Raw genomic sequence first — 19,809 nt, forward strand, 5'->3', positions numbered from 1 at the left:
TTATACAGAACAAATGAGACAAAAATCTCCAAAATGCGACACAAAAGTACAAAATATTCGAGACAGAAAGAGAGAAAAAGAGCAAATTTCACAAGAAGTTTTTCTATTTTTGTCGAACATTAATAAGATACTCACTATGAAATATCGGTTCTACTTTATCACATTAGCAATTTTACTATTCGTTTTTCCATTAAAAAGCCAACAGTCTCCCAAACGAGAATTCCGGGGTGCATGGATACAAACTGTTCATCAGTCTCAATACCAGAACATGGATAAAGCTACTATGCAGACATATCTTACAGCAATGCTGGACGGCCTGCAACAAATGGGTATAAATGCCGTCATATTTCAAGTAAGACCTCAAGCAGATGCGTTTTATCAATCATCGTTAGAGCCATGGAGTCGTTTTTTTACCGGGACACAAGGCATAGCGCCGACTCCGGTATGGGATCCGATGCAATATCTCATCGAAGCTTGTCATGAACGAAATATGGAATTTCACGCATGGCTCAATCCGTATCGCGTAAAAAGTAACCTAAACGAACAATTAGCACCCGGACATATTTATCATAAACACCCCGAATGGTTCGTAACCTATGGTAATCAGCTTTATTTCGATCCGGGATTGCCCGAATCCCGTAAATTTATCTGTCAAGTAGTAGATGATATCGTATCTCGTTATGATATAGATGCAATACACATGGATGATTACTTCTACCCCTATCCCATTGCAGGAAAAGAATTTCCCGACCAAAAAAGTTTCGCTCGATACGGAAACGGACTGAGCCTATCTGATTGGCGTCGGAATAACGTAAATTTTTTAATTCAAGAACTTCATCAGACCATTTCGCAACGGAAACCTTGGGTTCGATTCGGAATCAGTCCGTTCGGTATATACCGAAATAAGAAAAATGACGCAAATGGAAGCGATACGAACGGTTTACAAAATTATGATGATCTGTATGCAGATATACTGATGTGGACTCGTAACGGGTGGGTCGATTACATGATGCCTCAATTATATTGGGAAATAGGACATAAAGCAGCTTGTTACGAAACTCTTATTTATTGGTGGAATCGTCATGGTAACGGACGTCATCTCTATATCGGACAAGATGTAAAACGAACGATGAACGCAGCGGACGTAAATCCGAAATATTCGCAACTAAATCATAAAATACAATTGAGTCGTTATCTGGACAACATCTCCGGTAATTGTTTCTGGCCGGCGCATCCTCTGTTAGAAAATTACGGAAATGTAGGCAACGCCCTGAAATATGACCACTTTGCTTTTCCCGCAATAATACCGGCATACACATTTATCGATGATAAATGTCCGGCAGAAGTGAAAAGCTTGAAAGCCCGTTGGATACCGCAAGGCTATGTCTTGGAATGGAAACGTAAAAATACGAAAGACGAAATGCAGAAGCAGGTTTATTTCTGTATCTACCGATTCGCAGAAGGTGAACCGATAGATCTGTCGAACGGAAGAAATCTTGTTACGACAACACGGGAAACCGGATATTTACTGCCCTATCAAAAGGGGACAGAAAAATATACTTACGTCATAACCGCAGTAGACAGAATGCACAATGAAAGTAAAAAGGGTAAAAAAGTAACCGTAAAATTATAAAAACAAAAACTGAACTTTTTGAGAAAAAGGCAGGGGCAGAAAAACTACACGTTTCTCTGCCCCTGAAATATTTTTGAACGCAGCTTTTTTCGGTCTGTTTAGAAACTGTTTAAATTTTATTCAGGTCAGGTTTGAAAGATTCTTTCGAAGATGTTTTTCTATTTCCATAGAAAAAATCGTGGATTATTTAGCGAATGAAAACGTAAAAATAACCTGAGTTATTTTATTAGAAAATCCAGACTGGTTCTTAAGTACAGAAATTTATCGGTCGGCCTTAACCGATACAAGATCAAACTGTTCCAGATATTGCCTCGATACCACTTCCCACAGATAACGGCGGTTTGCAATTTCAGACATATCTCTTGCAGACTTCTCCAACAATAAAACATCATCGTTCCTTAAAAGAGCAATCAGTTGTTCTGCATCCTGAAAATAAAAAGCTTTATTTTCGGTTGTTTCTCGATTATATATGACATCATAAGCCAAAATCGGACAATTAAAAAACATAGCCTCCACTAATGAAGGATTCGTGCCTCCGGCACTATGTCCATGAATATAAAAGCGGCAATTATTCCTCAATACATACAAAACATCAAGATCATAGACCGGATCGATCAATTGAATATTCCCGATCCCGCTATACTTCCGTTTCAGCTCTTGCCCGTATGCACTTTTGTTCCAATTACCGATAAAAACCAAGATATCGCCACTTTTTGCAAAAGCTTCTAAAGTAATATGACAGTTGTTTTCAGGCTCGATACGGCATACCGTGAACGAATATTCTTTTCTTTTCAAACCATAAAGGTCCAATATTGCGCGTTGCCTCTCCTCTCCGACCGACCGTTTTACATGATCCCCTCCGTAAGCGATCAATGCAGAATCTTTTCCGTAAACATCAAGAATATAATCTTGAATACCTTTATTATCCGCAACGATCACATCTGCAAAACGAACAGCCATAGCCTCGGAAAATCTCAAAAACCAACGGGCGAATCTTCCCCATTTTGCCCGCCGATGCTCTAATCCGTCAATATTTATAACCAAACGTTTACGGCAAAACAAGCGAAATATCGGCAGAAATATACACCCCGATACACCTAATATGACAATCACGTCATATCCTCGCACCACTTTCAACAAAGACCAAATATCGTACGGAGTACTCTGGAAACCATTTGCGTGTAACGGGATATACTTCAAAAAAGCACCTTTATAAGATAATAAACGCTCTTCTTTTTTAAAGTCTTTACTACTGCAAAATACCGTATATTGCACTTCAAGAGGACAATTTTTCCCAATGATGTTTTCTACCAAAGTCTCAAAACCGCCATATCTCGCAGGAACACCTTGAGTGCCCACGATAGCAACATTTTTCATAAAACGTAAAGTGTTGAAAATCTATAAGATTCTATTCTGTTTAAATTTTGAACAGCCTCTTTTTAAGAGTAGCTTTCGAGCATATTTTTTATTCCGATAAGGAGCATAACAGAGTACGTGACACGTAAGAAAAGCAAGTTCAAAAAATAACTCTAAGTATTTTTTTATCGAAAATTTTAAACCGGCTCTCAAACGTGTCCATTTTTCGGGGAATAATGGCAAGTACTTCACCCCCATTTCATACGTCAATATGTAAGGTGATAGTGATGATTCGGAGTATTTGATAACACTCTCAAAAAGACGTCAGAAATATAAGAGTAAGACCTTGCCATACCCCGTATAGAGTATAAAAAAATATCTGTAAAAAAATTAGTCGAATAATGATAAAATAGATTCGGTCATTTTATCGATATCGAAATTTTGAGAATAGGCAGAAGCATTGTTCGACAGTTTATTATATAACTCTTGATCGGATAAAAGCAGATGAATATATTCGACAATTTTATTCAAATCCTGCACATCGATCTTATACCCGTTCTCTCCATCCGTTACCATTTCGGCAATTCCGCCTTCTGTCGGTACAATCACGGGGAGTCCGGCACTCATGGCCTCTAATGCAGTCAAACCAAAAGTTTCAACAGCCAATTTTTTATCAGTCAAATTAATTACTATCGAAGCCTCATTATAAAATGAAACTACATTATTTTGACGTGGATATATAATTAAATTTTGGGAACAAAAAATATTATATTTATAAAAAAAAGAGTCAATATTTTCTTGAACATCATTAATAACAAGACAAAACCGATATTCAGGTAACCTGTTAGCCAATTCAATAAATTCCCGTGTACCTTTATATTCTTTTAATGATGAAAGCATTAAGACAGTTTGTCGTCCGAATGCGGCTTCTGCATCTGGATGCAATCGGCTTGTAAACTCATTAGGCAAAGCATTCGGAATAACACATACCCCACTTTTTCTACCCAAAAACGATCTCTGATATTGCGACACACAAATAATTTTGTGTGCCAACTTTTGCATAACCGCCGCCAAAACTTTATAAAACAACCCTTTCGCAAAAGCGTTTTCATGATAATGATATATCACCTTCTTACCCATTATACACCCTGCCAATGCAGGACCTACCGGAAGTAACGTGTTAATATAAAATACGGTCTGTTTTTGAAATAAATAACGAAAAGCAATAAGAAAAGTATATACCTGAACACCCGAATACCGTAACATAGTTATTACCGGATTAGCAGAAAAACGATAACCATACGATACTTTTTTCAAATTTGCATGTCCGGTAAGTTCATCCAAGACTCCCCCCTTTGAGGTTATCAAATCTACTCTATACCCTTTATCCAATATTCCCTGCAATACCATTTTCAGCACTTTCGGGCTGCCGCTATAATCATTGAAAAGATGAAAGCAAACAATATGTTTCATACGATTCTATTCTTAAAATTTTCTATAGCTTGATCATAACATTTCAATAAAAAGAGTTCTCTATCATCCCAAGTATATTTTTTTGCACATTCTAAAACTCCATACGCTAATTGTTCGAATTTTTCCGGATGCTCCAATAAATAATCGATATTCTTCGCTAAATCAGAAACGCACTGCTCATAAGAATGGATGGGTATTTTTATTCCACAACATTCACAAATTGTATCATGCATACCACAATGATCAAAACTCATAGTCGGGACACCATGACTCATTGCTTCCCAAATAGTAGTCGGATTTCCTTCACTCAAACTAGTTATTATATGAAAATGAGCAGAATTGAATATTTTTATGGCCTCTATTCTTGATAAATGACCATGCCATCTAATTATGTAGTCTATATTTTGTTTTCTTGAAAATTCCTCTAATAAAGATCTCGTAGGACCATCCCCGATAATATCGATAATCAGTAAATCTTTATGTTTAACAAGAATAAGAGACTCTAATAGAATATGTACAGCTTTTCGTTCAATTAAGCTCCCTATTACCACAAAATGGTATTTGCCAGTATTAAATTTCTCAATATTTAAAGAAATATCTGCTGCAATTGCATTCTCTGGCAAATAAGAACTTTTCTTATGTAATATCCTCTCAATTTTTTTTTGGTTTTCTGTCGTAGCTGTCAACAATAAATCTGTATTTTCTAAAGCTAACTTTAATCTTTTATTCTTCCTGAGCTGTATTTCATTTATTACGTTTCTTAATCTAAATTTAAACTGTGCCAATAAAGAGGTATGTTTCTGCAAAATGACATTCGTTTTATTACTTCCTCCAATTGGTCCCCACAAATAAGGTATTCCAAGTTTCCATAAATATCCAGGTTCTCTATACCCAATCGGTCCAACAAAATGTATCAAGTCAAAATGATTATTTTCCATTAAATTTTTAACTTCATAATATACTTGCTTTTGCCAAGATCGATAAGCCCAATAAAATGTATAATTAAAAAAATTATGACGATTACACCAATTTAGTATGTTAGTTTTCCGATTCGGACTTACACATAAAAATTTTACGTTGGGGAAATAATTCCTTTTTAGATATTCTTCCATTTCACCACAATCCCCAAGATGTTCGTCTGACACTCCATATATAACTGTCAACCGATTATATTTTGACATACGTGTTACATAATTCCAAGCTACAGAATATTCTGAACCTTTAGTAGGTGAAATTTGATATGCCAAAATCAATATATCTTTCATAAATAAATTTTTTAACTAAAACAGTGACAGCGTTTGAGGATTTCCTTATTTGTATAAAATAACATTATTACAGCCCATGTGATCTGTAGATTTATACCTGTTAGGAAAACAGAAAAGAACCAGAATGCAATACTTGCAATTTTATTAGAAGTGTCATAACAAATCTTAAATGAGAATAGTGTAATTAGAATAAAAGGTAAAAAACCATATTCTACAGCGTACAATAATAATCCTCCTCCTGTATAACCTTGCTGAACCCCCCAAATATATTTAGACATTATTGTCGAAATAAAATCTATTCCTTTCCCAAACCAACCATCAAAACTAGCCAAGTTTATTTGGTCAAAGCACACCATTGCAGGAATAATTCTCAAAGCCCCACTATGATCGGCTCTCACCATCTCTCTCATATCAAAAGAAAATGTGGCAACCGCTAATCTGTATGTTCTCATAAAAGAATCTAATTCAAATATCTGCACTATAACTATAATAATACCTAAAAGGATAAGTAACGAGAATAAAGTTTTTCGATTAAAAAACTTAAACAAAACTATTAAAAGAAACAAATAAGCTCCCGCACTCATCATTGTAATCATAGACCACAAAAATGCAATCCAGACCCCTTTATCATCTCTCCATTCCTCTTTAAGTATTAAAACCTTTCTTGCTACGTTTTCTTTGATAGTTAAATATGAATACATTAAAACCGCCATCATTCTCCCGCTATGCTCAGGTTCAGACATCAATGAATTTAATTTCCACGGGGTCTCAGGATTATAATTGCTGACATTCAATATCGGAAGTCCTGTCAATACACATATTTGCTGAATTACCAATACTATAAAGTAAGCAAAAATTAGAACTTTTAAAAATCTCAAATAACCGTCAGCATCTATATCCGAAATGTATAAAACCTTTGTAAGTGTCATAAAGTAAATAACAAACATACATCCATACAGAGCAGAACTCCATCTCATTGATTCCGGATGATTAAGAAGTGGGAAAAATATGCTCATCAATATAAATATAATGAGCGGTAAATCTGTCTTGATTTTAATAATCGGATAGAATAAAAATAGAATCGGAGATATGCCCATTGCAATAATAAGCAATAAATTCCGAGCTCCATCACCTAAGGCGAAAGCTGGAGATATAAGCAGTAATGTAGTGCCTATAATAAATATTTTCCGTGATATATTAGGGGATACAGATGATAATACCATTTTTAGTATCAAATTATTATAATACAATAGAAAAGGCCATTTCCAATTGTTCGGAAATATTTTTAAGAGAATAATTTTCTAAAATATATTTTCTTAAATCAGGTTGAAAAGTTTGTCCTTGCATCAATTGAGAAACTGATAATCCGATTTCATCTATACTATATGGATTTACTTCTACTGCCATATTATTATAATACTCTTTGGGACCTCCTAATTGAGTAATAACAATATCGCATCCCATTGCCGCAGCATCAAGTGCAACAATGCCTACTCCTTCATAAATGCTGGGAAGTGCAAATACTTTAGCACGCTTATACAGATCTAACATTGTATCGTAAGAAATATATCCCACGTAAGTAACATTAGGTTTATCTCTTATCCAGCTATCAAGCAGCTTTTTCTCTTGTTCGTTCCGTAAAATTCCTCCTAATACTAACTTAAAGTTATACTTTACAGATGCATCAATTAGCCTCTTTACGTTTTTTCGAGCATCACATAACAGACTAATATGTAAACAAAAAGGTTCTCGCTCATTCTCAAATGATTCAGGATTAACATTATAAGATAATGGTATTATCCGGCATTTAGAAGCAGGAATACCAAAACCCTGTGAAAGATATAATTTTTCATACTCAGAACGCACAAGAAACTGTTTTACTTTCTCTTTACAACTACGCAATGCATGATAAGGATTATTTAAACGTAATTTATTACATCCCCAATGTGAATAACACTTCAAAGCAATTAAACTATAATTGGGATCAAGTATAGGGGCTACCACAATATGAGGATTTATGGGATATAGCCATTTGATTATATCTTGCATATATTCATTAAATCCGAAAAATAATATTATATCGAATTGTTTCCAATTATTTTCTTCCCACATATTTATAAGCGTCACTGCATGACCTAATTTTTCAAGCCCTTTTTTCCATGTATTAGCTTGGCCCACAACACCATCTGTCGGAACAATTCTCGGATATGATAAGATAAATGCTATTTCCATTTTTTTATATTAATATTTTGTCATCATTTATATCTCTCCATACACCGGTCTTTATCAACCTTGCAGGAAATCCCGCTAACAAACTATAAGTCGGAATGTCATAATACTTGTTTAATAAACTACGAGCCGCTACAATCGAGTAGGCAGGTACTCTCGTCCCTTGTAAAATTAAACACTGTGAAGCAATCCAGACATTTTCTTCTATAATCACTTCTTCATAACCTTTTCCTAAAAAATTCCCGTCTAAATCCTTAATCCGATGCATTGTGCTATCCATAACCGAAACATCCCATCCGATTCTGACATTTCTACAAAATATAATTCTATAATCACAGTTTAAACGTAAGGATGCAGCATTCCCAAAGTTGTCCCCAAACTCAAGATAACTGTTCTCTCGCAAAACTGTAATTGCAGAGTTAGCACCTATGGCAGCTCTCCCCTTAAAAACTATTGTCCCTTGGTTATGCCATCGAATTCCACTGTTGGGATACTGATTGGTTATAAAAATTCCTAACCGTATCATCCCGAATGATATAACCGAAGAATCTATAATAACTTTTCCTTTCATACAATAGAAATGAGGATTGTATATAATAATGGGAATTTTTATTGCTTGCCTAAAAGGCAAATATTTCAAGCAGAAAAATAAAGACGGTATAAGAGCTAATAATGTTCTTAGTTTCATTTTACTAAATATTCCATTTATTGAAAATATGTTCCTGAATCCAGTTCCCTATATAGTAACTTAAAATAGAAACCATTATAAATACTGCAAAATTGACATAATAATTATCAAATAAATTTTCATTGCCTAATAAAGGCTTTCCGATCAAAACTATAAAATTAAAAAGATATACAGCTAAATTCAGGTGCAAAGCCATTATGTGCAAAGAACATTTTCCCACCCGAGACAAAGATTCCATCCAATAACTGCTTTTACTTTTCAAAATAATTTGAGATAAACTTATCACCATAAAAGATCCAATTAATCCGCAAGAAAAAAATTTCCAAAAACATCCTACTTTGTTAAAAGAAACCGCATTATATTCGGGTGAGAATAAGGCAAGGTACAAAATCCCCCCCAATAATTAACAATATTTCACGTTTTAACTTTTTAAATTTATCATAAATTCCATATTGTTTAAAATCATGTCCCATACAAAAAAATGGCAAACCTAACAGAGCCGAATTAAAATATAAAGGATTTTGACTTTGAGAAGAATACGGTATCAGCAATAATAATGTTATAATAATATAACGAATTCTTATAGAACATTTAGAAAGTAAAGACCATAATACAAATATATAAAACAAAGAGAGTAGAAACCATATAGGTCCTATATTATAAAAAACAGAATCAATATTTGTAAACCAAAGAGATTCTATTGTAAACTTACCAGACAAGAACAATCTTCCTATTTTCATCAAAACAGCATATAAATAATAAAAAATAAACGGAAGTAACAGCCGATATCCTTTCTGAAAAATCGTGTCTTTAAGTGACATTTCTTTTACAAACATTCCGCTTAAAAAAAAGAAAAGCGGCATGTGAAATGCATATATATATTTATTTATCGGATTCTGAAGATGTCCGAGAACTACTAATAAAATGGCGATGCCTTTTGCAATATCAATAGTAATATCTCTATTTTTGGGGGACGATAGCGTCATATTATTCATAAATATTGTACTCTTATTTTAGCAAACTTATTCCAATTGTCAGATATATATTTAATTATGTATGCTGATATCAAGGATAAAACAATAAAAATTCCCCAAGGAATATTCCAAGAAAATGTGTTTATTGTACATAAAATCATCCAATGAGTAAGATATATCTCAAGACTAAAAGCACCTAAATAGTTACATATTTTAACAATACCCCCCCCATATTTTACACTATTTAAATAAGATAATATCCTAGATAATAATATCGTTAAACCTGGAGTAATAAATATAAAGAAAATAAAATGTACCCCTGTATCAGATAAAATTCGTCCACCATAAAGCCAAGCAATTAAAGACATTAGACAATAACTGAAAATAGATAATAACACGAGCACTGTTACCTTAAATTCTTTTTTGAGAAATAGACTTGAATACATCCCTATAAAGAAAATAGGCATTCTTCCTAAAAAAAACTTGAGAGGAGGAAAGATTTGATATAACAAAAGTCCTAAAACCGAAATAATAATAGTGGATAATAACGGATATTTAGAAAAACAATATTTATAATACGGATATGAAATCAAATAAAAGGCAAATATTGCACTGACATACCAAAACGTATTTTTCTCCTGAATTCCTAATAACGGACTCCAATAACTTAAAGTCGATACATCCAACCAAAAACTTTGTACCGTTGTATTATAAATAATATGTTCAATAGTTACAGCAATAAAAAAAGCAGGATAAACTCTATTGAATCGTTTCGACAGAAATTGAGATAAAGAAGGTTTTTTATTTAAAGATAGAGCAATACCTAATCCGGAAAGAAATAAGAATATATCTACTCCACCCCATCCAAATGTAATAAAAGGTTTAAAGTAATTTAAATATTCCCATTGTCTCTCTCCTACGGTACCAATACTATGACTACACAATATCCAAAAAGCGGCAAAAGCCATAACTGATGATCTGTATTCTAATATTTCTACTACTGGTCGTTTCATTTATAATATGCCTTATATATTAATTCTCGAAATTTTTTGTATTCTTTTTTTAATTCCCTGTTATTATTCAATGTATATAGTATACATCTGAGTGTCACACCACATAATAATAATATGTTGGCAATTTTAAAATACACTACACCACGAGTCTTTATATAATATTTCTTCCGTCCGTCAAGTTCCATTAATTTGCGATGTTCTACAATTTGAGAACTCTTTCCTTCCAAATGAACAATCTTAGCTTGAGGTACATTGATATTTTTATAACCGGCCTTTCTAATTCTCCATGATAACTCGCTCTCTTCGCAATACATAAAAAAATCAGGATCAAAAATACCCACTGTATCTAAAACCGATTTTCTGAGCATCATATCGGCACCGGAAATATTTCCTACTTCTATCGTGTTCTCCGACGTATTATAAAACGGATATTCCACAAATCGTCTGCTAAATCCCATTGTTAATACAGAAATTTCATATGATCTTATTCCATACGGAATTTTATGATAAGAATATGTATGCTGTAATTGCGCATTATATAAATTTCCTCCACAAGATCCGACATCAGAATGAGTATCCATATACTGCATAAGTATATAAATAGCATTATTTATTAAATATGTATCGGTATTCAGTAAGAAGATATATCGTCCTTTTGCAATTTTTATTCCTTCGTTATTTGCTTTCCCAAATCCTATATTTTCAGATAATGGAATGAATATAATTTTATTTCCATATTTTTCTTTAATTTCTTTTCTCGGATTTTCAGATGAGTTATTATCAACGACAATTACCTCAAATGTAAATCCCGTACTTTTTTCATATATAGAATCAATAGCTTGTAACAATAATCGGGTAGTATTATAATTCACTAAAATGATAGATACATCCATAAAATTAAAATGATTTTTTATGTAGTAATTTTTTTAATTCTGTCATTAACGTATTCCGAAAAATATATTTCCATAAAACTTTTGTAATAGCCTTTTCCCAACCATATTTTTCATATAACACAAGGAATTTATCTCTTTTTATATTTCTCTTTGCAGGCTTTCTAAAACTTTCTCCACCTTGTACAGCTTCTTCATACTCCCTTTTTTCTACATAAAGATTTTGCATGAAATTTCTAAATTCTGAAAAATAATATTCACCTTTAGATGTATTCAACACAACAACAGATGCGTTATGAGCATTTCCGGTAAAAGGGTATGACTTCCCTAATCCTATAAAATCACCTAATGTTATATCCGATATACGTTGTTCTACAGTATATCTGCAGGAATAACAGCTTTCTCTAAGAGTTATGGATGTCAAGAAAGCTGTAAAATAATACGATAAAAAAGCTCTTTTGTTATACAAAACTTTTTCATTATTCCATAATGAAAAATTGTAATTATATTTATCGTTTCCTCTAAAACGACAATTTGTCGCAAGTTCTATTTTTCTTCCCAATATACGTTTTATTTCTCCAGATAAATAATCAGGAGAAGGTACCCCATGACATAATAAATCACAAGTAAGTAAATTATCATAATCTTTCCCTAAGAAACTTTTTAATCCAGCTATTTGACAAGGAGTCCCAATAAATAAAACATTTTTTCCAGATTGTAAATCAACACCAACTTCCTTATATTTGAAATTAACGTATGCTTGTACATATTTAGACCCTTTCAGATCTTCTAGACCAGAGATGGAAGTTACTTTATCAAAAATAGGTCGTAATTGTTTATCCCATTTAACACCATATACGATTCCATTTTTATTTTTTATCATATATTGTGAAAAACAAGTAGCAACACCACCTGAAGCACTTAATCGTCGATCTTTTTCATTTTTATTCCAAACAGCATAACAACCTATGGGAACTTCCCATCGAGGTTCTGTCCTGACAGGACATTTTTTTACGCATAGTCCACAATCTATACAAAGATCTTGATTTATTTGTGGGTGTAATTCACCAAACTTATCGGAAACAAGTTTTACACATTTACGAGGACAAACATTCTGACATGTAAAACAACCTGTACACTTTTCATATTCACAAATAGTTTCCATATCAAAAATATTAATTATTTACAATATCTCTTAAATAAGCAAACGAATCCTCCCGATCTTTTTGCAATATTAAGTTTGTTTTCTTATAATCTATTGGCGTTATAAAATCTTTATTTATATCTTTCTCATCTATATACAGTCTATCATGTAAACAATAATGAAAAAGAAGATTTTCAATTCTTGAATTTTGAGAAGATTTATCATTGCTTTTAAAACGTAAAAACGTAACAAAATTCTTATTTAGGTTTATACTAATGGCTGAAGCATGAAAAGAGTCGGTACAAATTAAATTTGCATGATTTATAAGATAGATAAAATCCTGTAAACCTGCATCTTCAATAATCTCTCCATCTATTGTAAAGTGACTGGGTTTCATTGGTAATATAACAATACGATGAATTTTTGTACTTTCTTGTATTCGTTTTAAATTCTTTATATACGATGAATTTTCTGCTATGAAATAGCATAATATGTACGGAGAACTTATATTAAAATTTTCTAACGTTTTTTCCTCAGCAAAAGATTTCCATTCATCAGCAGATAATAAAAATGTAGGATCTAGAACTTTAAAAACTTTTTTACCCGATAATTTTTCAAGAATATTAACAGCCGTTTCTTCTCGAGAAGATATTTTTTCGTATTTTGATAAAATATTCTGATATAATTTAATCTTATCTGTAGGGAATTCCTCAACACCTATACTTGAAGCATAAGAATATTTTGGAATATTAATACCTTGTAATAAAAGATAGGGCTCTGTATAATAAGGATTCCAAATTTGGTCACTTCCGGCAACAACACAATCAAGAGTTGAAATATCTCTATTAAAAAGGAACTTTCCTATGATCCCTATTCTTTGTGGAAAACTTTTAAAATGAAGTTTTTTAAGTTGTTTTATTTTCCGTTCTTTTTGGGGATGTAATCCATTTTGTATATTTTGTAATTTATTTCTTTTTATGCGAATCAAAATTAGTCTTGCGACATTACGCCATGTCAAACATTTTTTCATCAAAAAACTTTCTGCTCCAAGCTTTAGAATTACATAATTTAATGCAAAAGCCTGTAATGATGTTCCATAATTACTTCCTCCAAACCAAGTAACTAAACCTATTCTTTTCATATAATTACATATTTCTAATTTCCGCGAATAAGGAAATGAATTTTCGAGCTTGTTCTACCGGTAAATATAAAGATTCTAATTTTTTCGATATATCACTAAGAGTTTCCGGACTGTCTGGATTCTGCAAAAGATTATATATGGTAGAGGACAAAACCTTATAGTCTTTCGCCGGTTCATAATAATGAAATAATCCCTTTGAAGTTTCAAGAATTACAGGTATTTTAGTTGTAATTACAGATGTTTTATAAATAGCTGCTTCAATTGGAGTATAACCAAATCCTTCCATCAATGAAGTTGAAACAAATATTTCAGCTTTGTTATACAAGAATGCCATTTCCTCATCAGATAAATTTTTCTCATATAATACTACTCGATTCATTAATTTCAGATCATTAATGAGAGGTATCATCTTTTTCTGCCAAAACTCTGTTGAACGAGCTTTTATTAATAGGATGTGTGGTATTTTATCTTTAATCAGAAAGAATGCACGTATAAGTGTTTCTATATTTTTATATTCCATCAAAGTATTTACAAATAGAATATACTTTTGATTTTCAATATCCTTTACTCCTATCATTTTCCGTGATACAATCACACTGTTGTGTATTAAGTATAATGGAGCTTTTATATAAGGTAATTGTTTTTGAATATTTTTACGAGCTTCTTCTGATATTGTAACAATAAATTTATTCTTATCAAGAATCCGATCCATAAAGAACTTATATATCTTCCCTTTCACAAATTGATTTTTCTTTAAAATATAAGTCTGTGCATCATGAAGAATTCCGATTTGTTTAGCCTTTGAACAAAATAATGAATCAATACTCATATACGGACAAAAAAATATATCTATATTTTTTTTGACAATATATTTATCAATAAAAGAGCTGTAAATATAACCCTTTAAATGTGGGATTTTCTTTACTACCATAGACAAATGTTTAGGCAATAACAGTAACGTAAAAGAGGAAAATAATTTTGTGAAATATTCTTTTTCCTGTGGTTGTATTATTATATGTATTTCTAACGCAACATCATTCAAATCTTTAAATCCATTCAGCAGTCTATACGTACAATTGTATACTCCGGAAATCTGAGTACTGTCCATAAATGAACAATCTATAAGAATCTTCATCATATTTATCGCTTTATAACTCTCTTGATTTTATTAAGAACCAATATTTTTTCTTTTGATGATAATCCTATAAAAAATATTATTATTGCACAATACAACCCGGAAAAAATAATTGTAAAAAACAATCTATGTATAGTTGGAAGGAAATGAGAATGTATGATATATACAGGAATCATAACCATACAAAAAACAGCCAAAGCCTTAAACAATACATGTCTAAAATATTTTTGCACATTAAAAGGAACAAGAGTTTTAACAACAAGCAGTCGACATATCAATGCAATAGCTTCCATAAAAAGGGCAACTTGAAAAACAGAATCAGAATTATATCCTAATTTTAAAAAAGTATATGATATGGGAATATTTAATAAAAATACACTATTGACTATCAATTGAAATTTACGTATATTGCCAGAAGACGAAGCTGCTGTGATTATTGGAGATGAAAATGTTGTCAATAATCCGGTCAATAATACATATCTACAAAAAGCTACAGTATGCTCAGGAACAACATTCAGCCATAAATAAAGAATTTGTTCCATCTCTGTGAAAACAGGTACTACCAAAAATAAAAATAAAAAAAATGATATTTTAGATGATACAAATATTAATTCTTGAAAATATGTAAAATCTTTTGAAGCGTATGATTTTACAATCTGAGGATTTACAGATGTCTGAAAACTAGAAATAAATGAATATAATGCATGAGTAACTTGAATTGCAATTCCTCTTGCCGCATTTACTATAGGACCTCCAAAAATGTTTAATAATATATTTTGGCCTTGTGTATTGAGAATATTAACTATTCCTCCAAAAATATTCCAACCTGTAAAACCTGTAAGTTCCTTATAAATAGTCATGTCTTTAACTAAATAAAATCTACAGATAGAAATTTTTCTATTACAATATATAGAATATACAGAGAATATTATAAAAACAACTGAACACATTAAGATAGCATAGATCTTAAGTTTTTCCCAAAGAATCCATGTAAGTATTAAAGCCATTAACAGTTTTAATATCGCCTCAACAATACTTATATAAGCATAAACCTTCATACGCTCATACGCGATTATTGTTGCTAATAAAGGAACTTGAACGAGAGAAATCATTGAAGACAATACAGCAAATTGAAATACCCAGTTTGCTGCATTTATTTTATCATCGGGAATTTCAAGTCTATTATTTAAAAACCATAAACCAATTGTTTCTGCCAGTAATAATATAAAAATCGCAATTATTGCATGAATAGTTACAGAAGCATTAAAAACTTTATTTAATTGAGAAATATTTCCCTTGCCTAACTCATAATTTAGAAATCGCTGTGTACTTGAAGCCATCGCAACATTTAAAAAACCAAACATACCAACGACCCCTCCAACAACATTGTATATACCGAAATCAACAACACCAAGAGCATTTAGTACAAGACGTGAGGTATACAAAGAAACTCCCATCGTGATAAACATTCGAACATATAAAACCAACGTATTCTTTATAACAAGATTACGTTGACGATTTACTTTATCACTCATTTCTAACTATCTCCCTTTATACATCTCCTCATAATACTTCTCATATTCGCCGGAAGTGATGTTATCTATCCATTCCTGATTATCTAAATACCAACGGACTGTTTTCTCAATGCCTTCCTCGAACTGCAAGCCGGGTTCCCAACCGAGTTCGTTTTTCAGTTTGGTACTATCTATGGCATAACGTAAATCGTGTCCTTTGCGGTCGGTAACATATGTAATCAGGTCTAAAGAATAACCTTCGGGATTACCTAACAAACGATCGACAGTTTTTATAATGACTTTGATAATGTCGATGTTTTTCCATTCGTTAAATCCTCCTATATTGTAAGTATCGGCTATCTTGCCTTTATGGAAAATCATATCGATGGCTCGAGCATGGTCTTCGACGTAAAGCCAATCCCGGACATTCTCGCCTTTGCCATATACCGGTAACGGTTTACGATGACGGATATTATTGATAAACAGAGGTATCAGTTTCTCGGGAAATTGATAAGGTCCGTAATTGTTACTGCAATTGGTGACGATGGTCGGCATACCGTAGGTATCGTGAAATGCCCGCACAAAATGGTCGCTCGATGCTTTTGATGCCGAATAGGGACTGTGCGGATTGTATTTCGTATCTTCATAGAAGAAATCTCTGCCATAGGCAAGATGGTGTTCTATGGAGGATGCTGTCGTCGTGAACGGAGGTTTTATTCCTTCGGGATGCGTCAGTTCCAAAGCTCCATATACTTCATCGGTAGAGATATGGTAAAAGCGTTTTCCGGCATATCCTTCGGGTAAAGATTCCCAGTATTCTTTTGCTGCCTGCAACAGACTCAATGTCCCCATAACATTGGTGCGGGCAAAGGTAAAAGGGTCTTTAATGCTACGATCTACATGGCTTTCTGCCGCCAAATGTATAATGCCATCTACTTCGTACTGTTTTACCAACTCCTGTACCTTTTCAAAATCACATATATCGGCTTTTACAAAAGTATAGTTCGGTTTGTCTTCTATATCTCTGAGATTCGCCAGATTTCCGGCGTATGTCAGTTTATCGAGATTGATAATGCGGTAATCGGGATATTTATCGACAAACAAGCGAACAACATGCGATCCTATAAATCCGGCACCTCCGGTAATGATGATATTGCGTTTAAATTTCATGATCGATTATTCTTGTTTAAGTTCTTCTATGCATTTCGCTAAAGAGTCTTTCCAATACGGGACTGTAATGCCGAATGTCTTTTTTACTTTTGTCTTATCCAATACCGAAAAATGCGGGCGTTTCACTTTGCCGGGGAATTCATCGCTATGACAAGGTCGTATATCGCAACTGTTTCCGGAAAGTGCACATATCTCTTTTGCAAAATCATACCAAGAACAGACTCCCTCATTGCTGTAATGATAGATGCCTTGCCGGTTTAGAAGATTGTCTTCTATGATTTTGCAGATCAATGCCGCCAAATCACCGGCATAGGTCGGTGTACCGACCTGATCGAACACGACATTCAGGGTTTCTCTCTCTGATGTAAGACGTTGCATGGTCTTTACAAAATTGTTCCCGAACGGGGAATAGAGCCATGCCGTACGAAAGATTAGATAGCGGCATCCCGACTCCAGTATGGCTTTTTCTCCTGCCAATTTTGTGATTCCGTAAATTCCCAACGGATCGGTCGTCCAATCTTCGTGACAAGGGATATTCCGGTCTCCTTTAAAAACGTAATCGGTAGAGATGTGTATCAGAGTCGAATCTGACTCCTTGGCTGCTATCGACAGGTTCTCGACAGCCTTATTGTTCAGCAAATCGGCTGTTGCATAATCATCTTCTGCTTTATCGACATTGGTATATGCAGCACAATTTACAATTACTTGTATATTCTCTTTATCGATTATCCGACGAATAGCATTCAGGTCGGTAATATCCAATTCCGCTACATCAGTAAAAACATAATGGTTGACCGAACTTTTCGATACACGGCGCATTTCATTTCCGAGTTGCCCGTTTGCGCCTGTTACTAATATATTCTTCATCAATATAATTTTTCGTTATAATCGAACAGCCATGACGCATCTTGCAAGCGACAATGATGCCGGTCTTTTTCCGAAAGTATTACTTTATCCGACGGTATTTTCCAGTCTATCCCCAAATCCGGATCATCCCATGCTAAAGCTCCTTCACTTTGCGGGGCATAAAATGCATCACATTTATACTGGAATATGACTTCATCGGTCAAGACGCTGAATCCGTGCGCAAATCCGCGCGGAATAAAAAACTGACGGTGATTCTCTCCCGAAAGTTCTACCGCTACATGTTTACCGAATGTCGGCGATCCTTTACGAATATCGACCGCTACATCCAATACAGCACCTTTAAGTACCCGCACCAATTTACTCTGGGTATATGGCGGTTTCTGAAAATGCAATCCGCGCAAAACGCCATACGAAGATTTCGACTCATTATCTTGGACGAAAACAGTTTTACACACTTTTTCTTCAAATTCGCGCTGAGAGAACGATTCGAAAAAATATCCTCGTTCATCGCTGAAAATTCGCGGTTCTATGATAACCACTCCGTCTATGTCCGTTTTTATTACTTCCATTATTCCAATCCCAACTCGTTAATGACTTTCAGCAAATATTGTCCGTATTGATTTTTAAGCATCGGTTGCGCCAAATCACGCATTTTATCGGCAGTGATCCAACCTTTGCGAAGAGCTATACCCTCAAGACAGGCAACTTTCAACCCCTGTCGCTTTTCAATGACTTCGACAAAAGTAGAAGCTTCGCTTAATGAATCATGCGTACCTGTGTCTAACCAAGCAAATCCACGTCCTAATGTCTGCACTTTTAATTCTCGATCATTCAAAAAAGCCTGATTTACCGTAGTGATTTCCAGCTCTCCTCTTACCGAAGGCTTTATATTTTTGGCAATATCGACTACACGATTAGGATAAAAATAGAGCCCGACAACCGCATAATTGGATTTAGGCTTTTCCGGTTTCTCTTCGATCGACAGACAATTACCGTTTTTATCAAATTCCGCAACGCCATATCGTTCAGGATCGGCAACCCAATAACCGAAAACCGTAGCCTTTTTGTCTTCGTCTGCAGTACGTACGGCATCTTGCAACATCCGGGTAAAACTCTGCCCATAGAAAATATTATCTCCGAGAACCAGACAAACCGAATCGTCTCCGATAAATTTTTCTCCGATAATAAATGCCTGAGCCAAACCGTCCGGACTGGGCTGTTCGGCATATTCGAAATGGACTCCGTAATCAGAGCCGCCTCCTAACAATCTTTTGAATCCGGGTAGATCGACCGGAGTAGATATTATCAAAATATCCC

The 19,809-nt window shown here is 33.7% G+C and carries 19 protein-coding genes; 1 reads left to right on the plus strand and 18 read right to left on the minus strand.

The features are described 5' to 3' along the window. The first annotated feature begins 136 nt into the window (after nt 1-136). Nucleotides 137-1,633, plus strand: coding sequence for a family 10 glycosylhydrolase (locus Q0093_RS04285; protein ID WP_297928552.1), 1,497 nt, complete (start codon nt 137-139; stop codon nt 1,631-1,633). A gap of 261 nt (nt 1,634-1,894) precedes the next feature. Here the strand turns inward: Q0093_RS04285 and Q0093_RS04290 are convergent, their stop codons facing one another. The 18 genes from Q0093_RS04290 to rfbA all read right to left on the minus strand — a co-directional run. Then, nucleotides 1,895-3,010: a DUF1972 domain-containing protein gene (locus tag Q0093_RS04290; protein WP_294177419.1), complete on the minus strand. Its 1,116-nt coding sequence runs from the start codon at nt 3,008-3,010 to the stop codon at nt 1,895-1,897. A gap of 369 nt (nt 3,011-3,379) precedes the next feature. Next, the gene (locus tag Q0093_RS04295; protein ID WP_297928553.1) at nt 3,380-4,462 is read right to left on the minus strand and encodes a glycosyltransferase family 4 protein; all 1,083 of its coding nucleotides are present in this window, start codon (nt 4,460-4,462) and stop codon (nt 3,380-3,382) included. Continuing rightward, nucleotides 4,459-5,727, minus strand: a complete 1,269-nt coding sequence (locus tag Q0093_RS04300; RefSeq protein WP_297928554.1) for a glycosyltransferase — start codon at nt 5,725-5,727, stop codon at nt 4,459-4,461. The genes Q0093_RS04295 and Q0093_RS04300 overlap by 4 nt, the downstream gene beginning before the upstream one ends. 11 nt (nt 5,728-5,738) lie before the next feature. After that, a complete protein-coding gene (locus tag Q0093_RS04305) occupies nt 5,739-6,950 on the minus strand; it encodes a hypothetical protein (RefSeq protein ID WP_297928555.1) in 1,212 nt (403 codons plus the stop codon). A 16-nt stretch (nt 6,951-6,966) separates the two neighbouring features. Further along, a complete protein-coding gene (locus Q0093_RS04310; protein ID WP_297928556.1) occupies nt 6,967-7,959 on the minus strand; it encodes a glycosyltransferase family 4 protein in 993 nt (330 codons plus the stop codon). Between the two features lie 4 nt (nt 7,960-7,963). Continuing rightward, complete coding sequence (locus Q0093_RS04315; protein ID WP_297928557.1) at nt 7,964-8,527, minus strand: hypothetical protein; 564 nt, start codon at nt 8,525-8,527, stop codon at nt 7,964-7,966. Between the two features lie 121 nt (nt 8,528-8,648). After that, nucleotides 8,649-8,933, minus strand: a complete 285-nt coding sequence (locus Q0093_RS04320) for a hypothetical protein (RefSeq protein WP_297928558.1) — start codon at nt 8,931-8,933, stop codon at nt 8,649-8,651. Nucleotides 8,934-9,000: 67 nt separating this feature from the next. Further along, entirely contained in the window at nt 9,001-9,639 is a 639-nt protein-coding gene (locus Q0093_RS04325) for an acyltransferase family protein (protein ID WP_297928559.1), read from the minus strand. Continuing rightward, nucleotides 9,636-10,631, minus strand: a complete 996-nt coding sequence (locus Q0093_RS04330) for an acyltransferase (RefSeq protein ID WP_297928560.1) — start codon at nt 10,629-10,631, stop codon at nt 9,636-9,638. Before Q0093_RS04330 ends, Q0093_RS04325 begins: the two co-directional genes overlap by 4 nt. Further along, the gene (locus Q0093_RS04335) at nt 10,628-11,524 is read right to left on the minus strand and encodes a glycosyltransferase family 2 protein (RefSeq protein ID WP_297928561.1); all 897 of its coding nucleotides are present in this window, start codon (nt 11,522-11,524) and stop codon (nt 10,628-10,630) included. Before Q0093_RS04335 ends, Q0093_RS04330 begins: the two co-directional genes overlap by 4 nt. A 4-nt stretch (nt 11,525-11,528) precedes the next feature. After that, complete coding sequence (locus Q0093_RS04340) at nt 11,529-12,686, minus strand: Coenzyme F420 hydrogenase/dehydrogenase, beta subunit C-terminal domain (RefSeq protein ID WP_297928562.1); 1,158 nt, start codon at nt 12,684-12,686, stop codon at nt 11,529-11,531. Nucleotides 12,687-12,696: 10 nt separating this feature from the next. After that, nucleotides 12,697-13,806, minus strand: a complete 1,110-nt coding sequence (locus Q0093_RS04345) for a polysaccharide pyruvyl transferase family protein (protein ID WP_297928563.1) — start codon at nt 13,804-13,806, stop codon at nt 12,697-12,699. A 4-nt stretch (nt 13,807-13,810) separates the two neighbouring features. After that, on the minus strand, nt 13,811-14,944 hold the full coding sequence (locus Q0093_RS04350) for a glycosyltransferase (RefSeq protein WP_297928564.1): 1,134 nt from the start codon (nt 14,942-14,944) through the stop codon (nt 13,811-13,813). 2 nt (nt 14,945-14,946) lie between these two features. Next, nucleotides 14,947-16,476 carry a lipopolysaccharide biosynthesis protein gene (locus tag Q0093_RS04355; protein WP_297928565.1) on the minus strand — a complete coding sequence of 510 codons (1,530 nt, stop codon included), beginning with the start codon at nt 16,474-16,476 and terminating at the stop codon, nt 14,947-14,949. 6 nt (nt 16,477-16,482) lie between these two features. Further along, complete coding sequence (locus Q0093_RS04360; protein ID WP_297928566.1) at nt 16,483-17,625, minus strand: dTDP-glucose 4,6-dehydratase; 1,143 nt, start codon at nt 17,623-17,625, stop codon at nt 16,483-16,485. 6 nt (nt 17,626-17,631) lie between these two features. Then, nucleotides 17,632-18,492, minus strand: a complete 861-nt coding sequence (gene rfbD / locus Q0093_RS04365) for a dTDP-4-dehydrorhamnose reductase (protein ID WP_297928567.1) — start codon at nt 18,490-18,492, stop codon at nt 17,632-17,634. Beyond that, nucleotides 18,492-19,061, minus strand: a complete 570-nt coding sequence (gene rfbC / locus Q0093_RS04370) for a dTDP-4-dehydrorhamnose 3,5-epimerase (protein WP_270214153.1) — start codon at nt 19,059-19,061, stop codon at nt 18,492-18,494. The genes rfbD and rfbC overlap by 1 nt, the downstream gene beginning before the upstream one ends. Next, the coding region (rfbA, locus tag Q0093_RS04375) for a glucose-1-phosphate thymidylyltransferase RfbA (protein WP_297928568.1) at nt 19,061-19,809 on the minus strand (749 nt) is incomplete at its 5' end. The genes rfbC and rfbA, both read right to left, overlap by 1 nt.

This window comes from uncultured Coprobacter sp. (assembly GCF_947855755.1).
Taxonomy (GTDB): domain Bacteria; phylum Bacteroidota; class Bacteroidia; order Bacteroidales; family Coprobacteraceae; genus Coprobacter.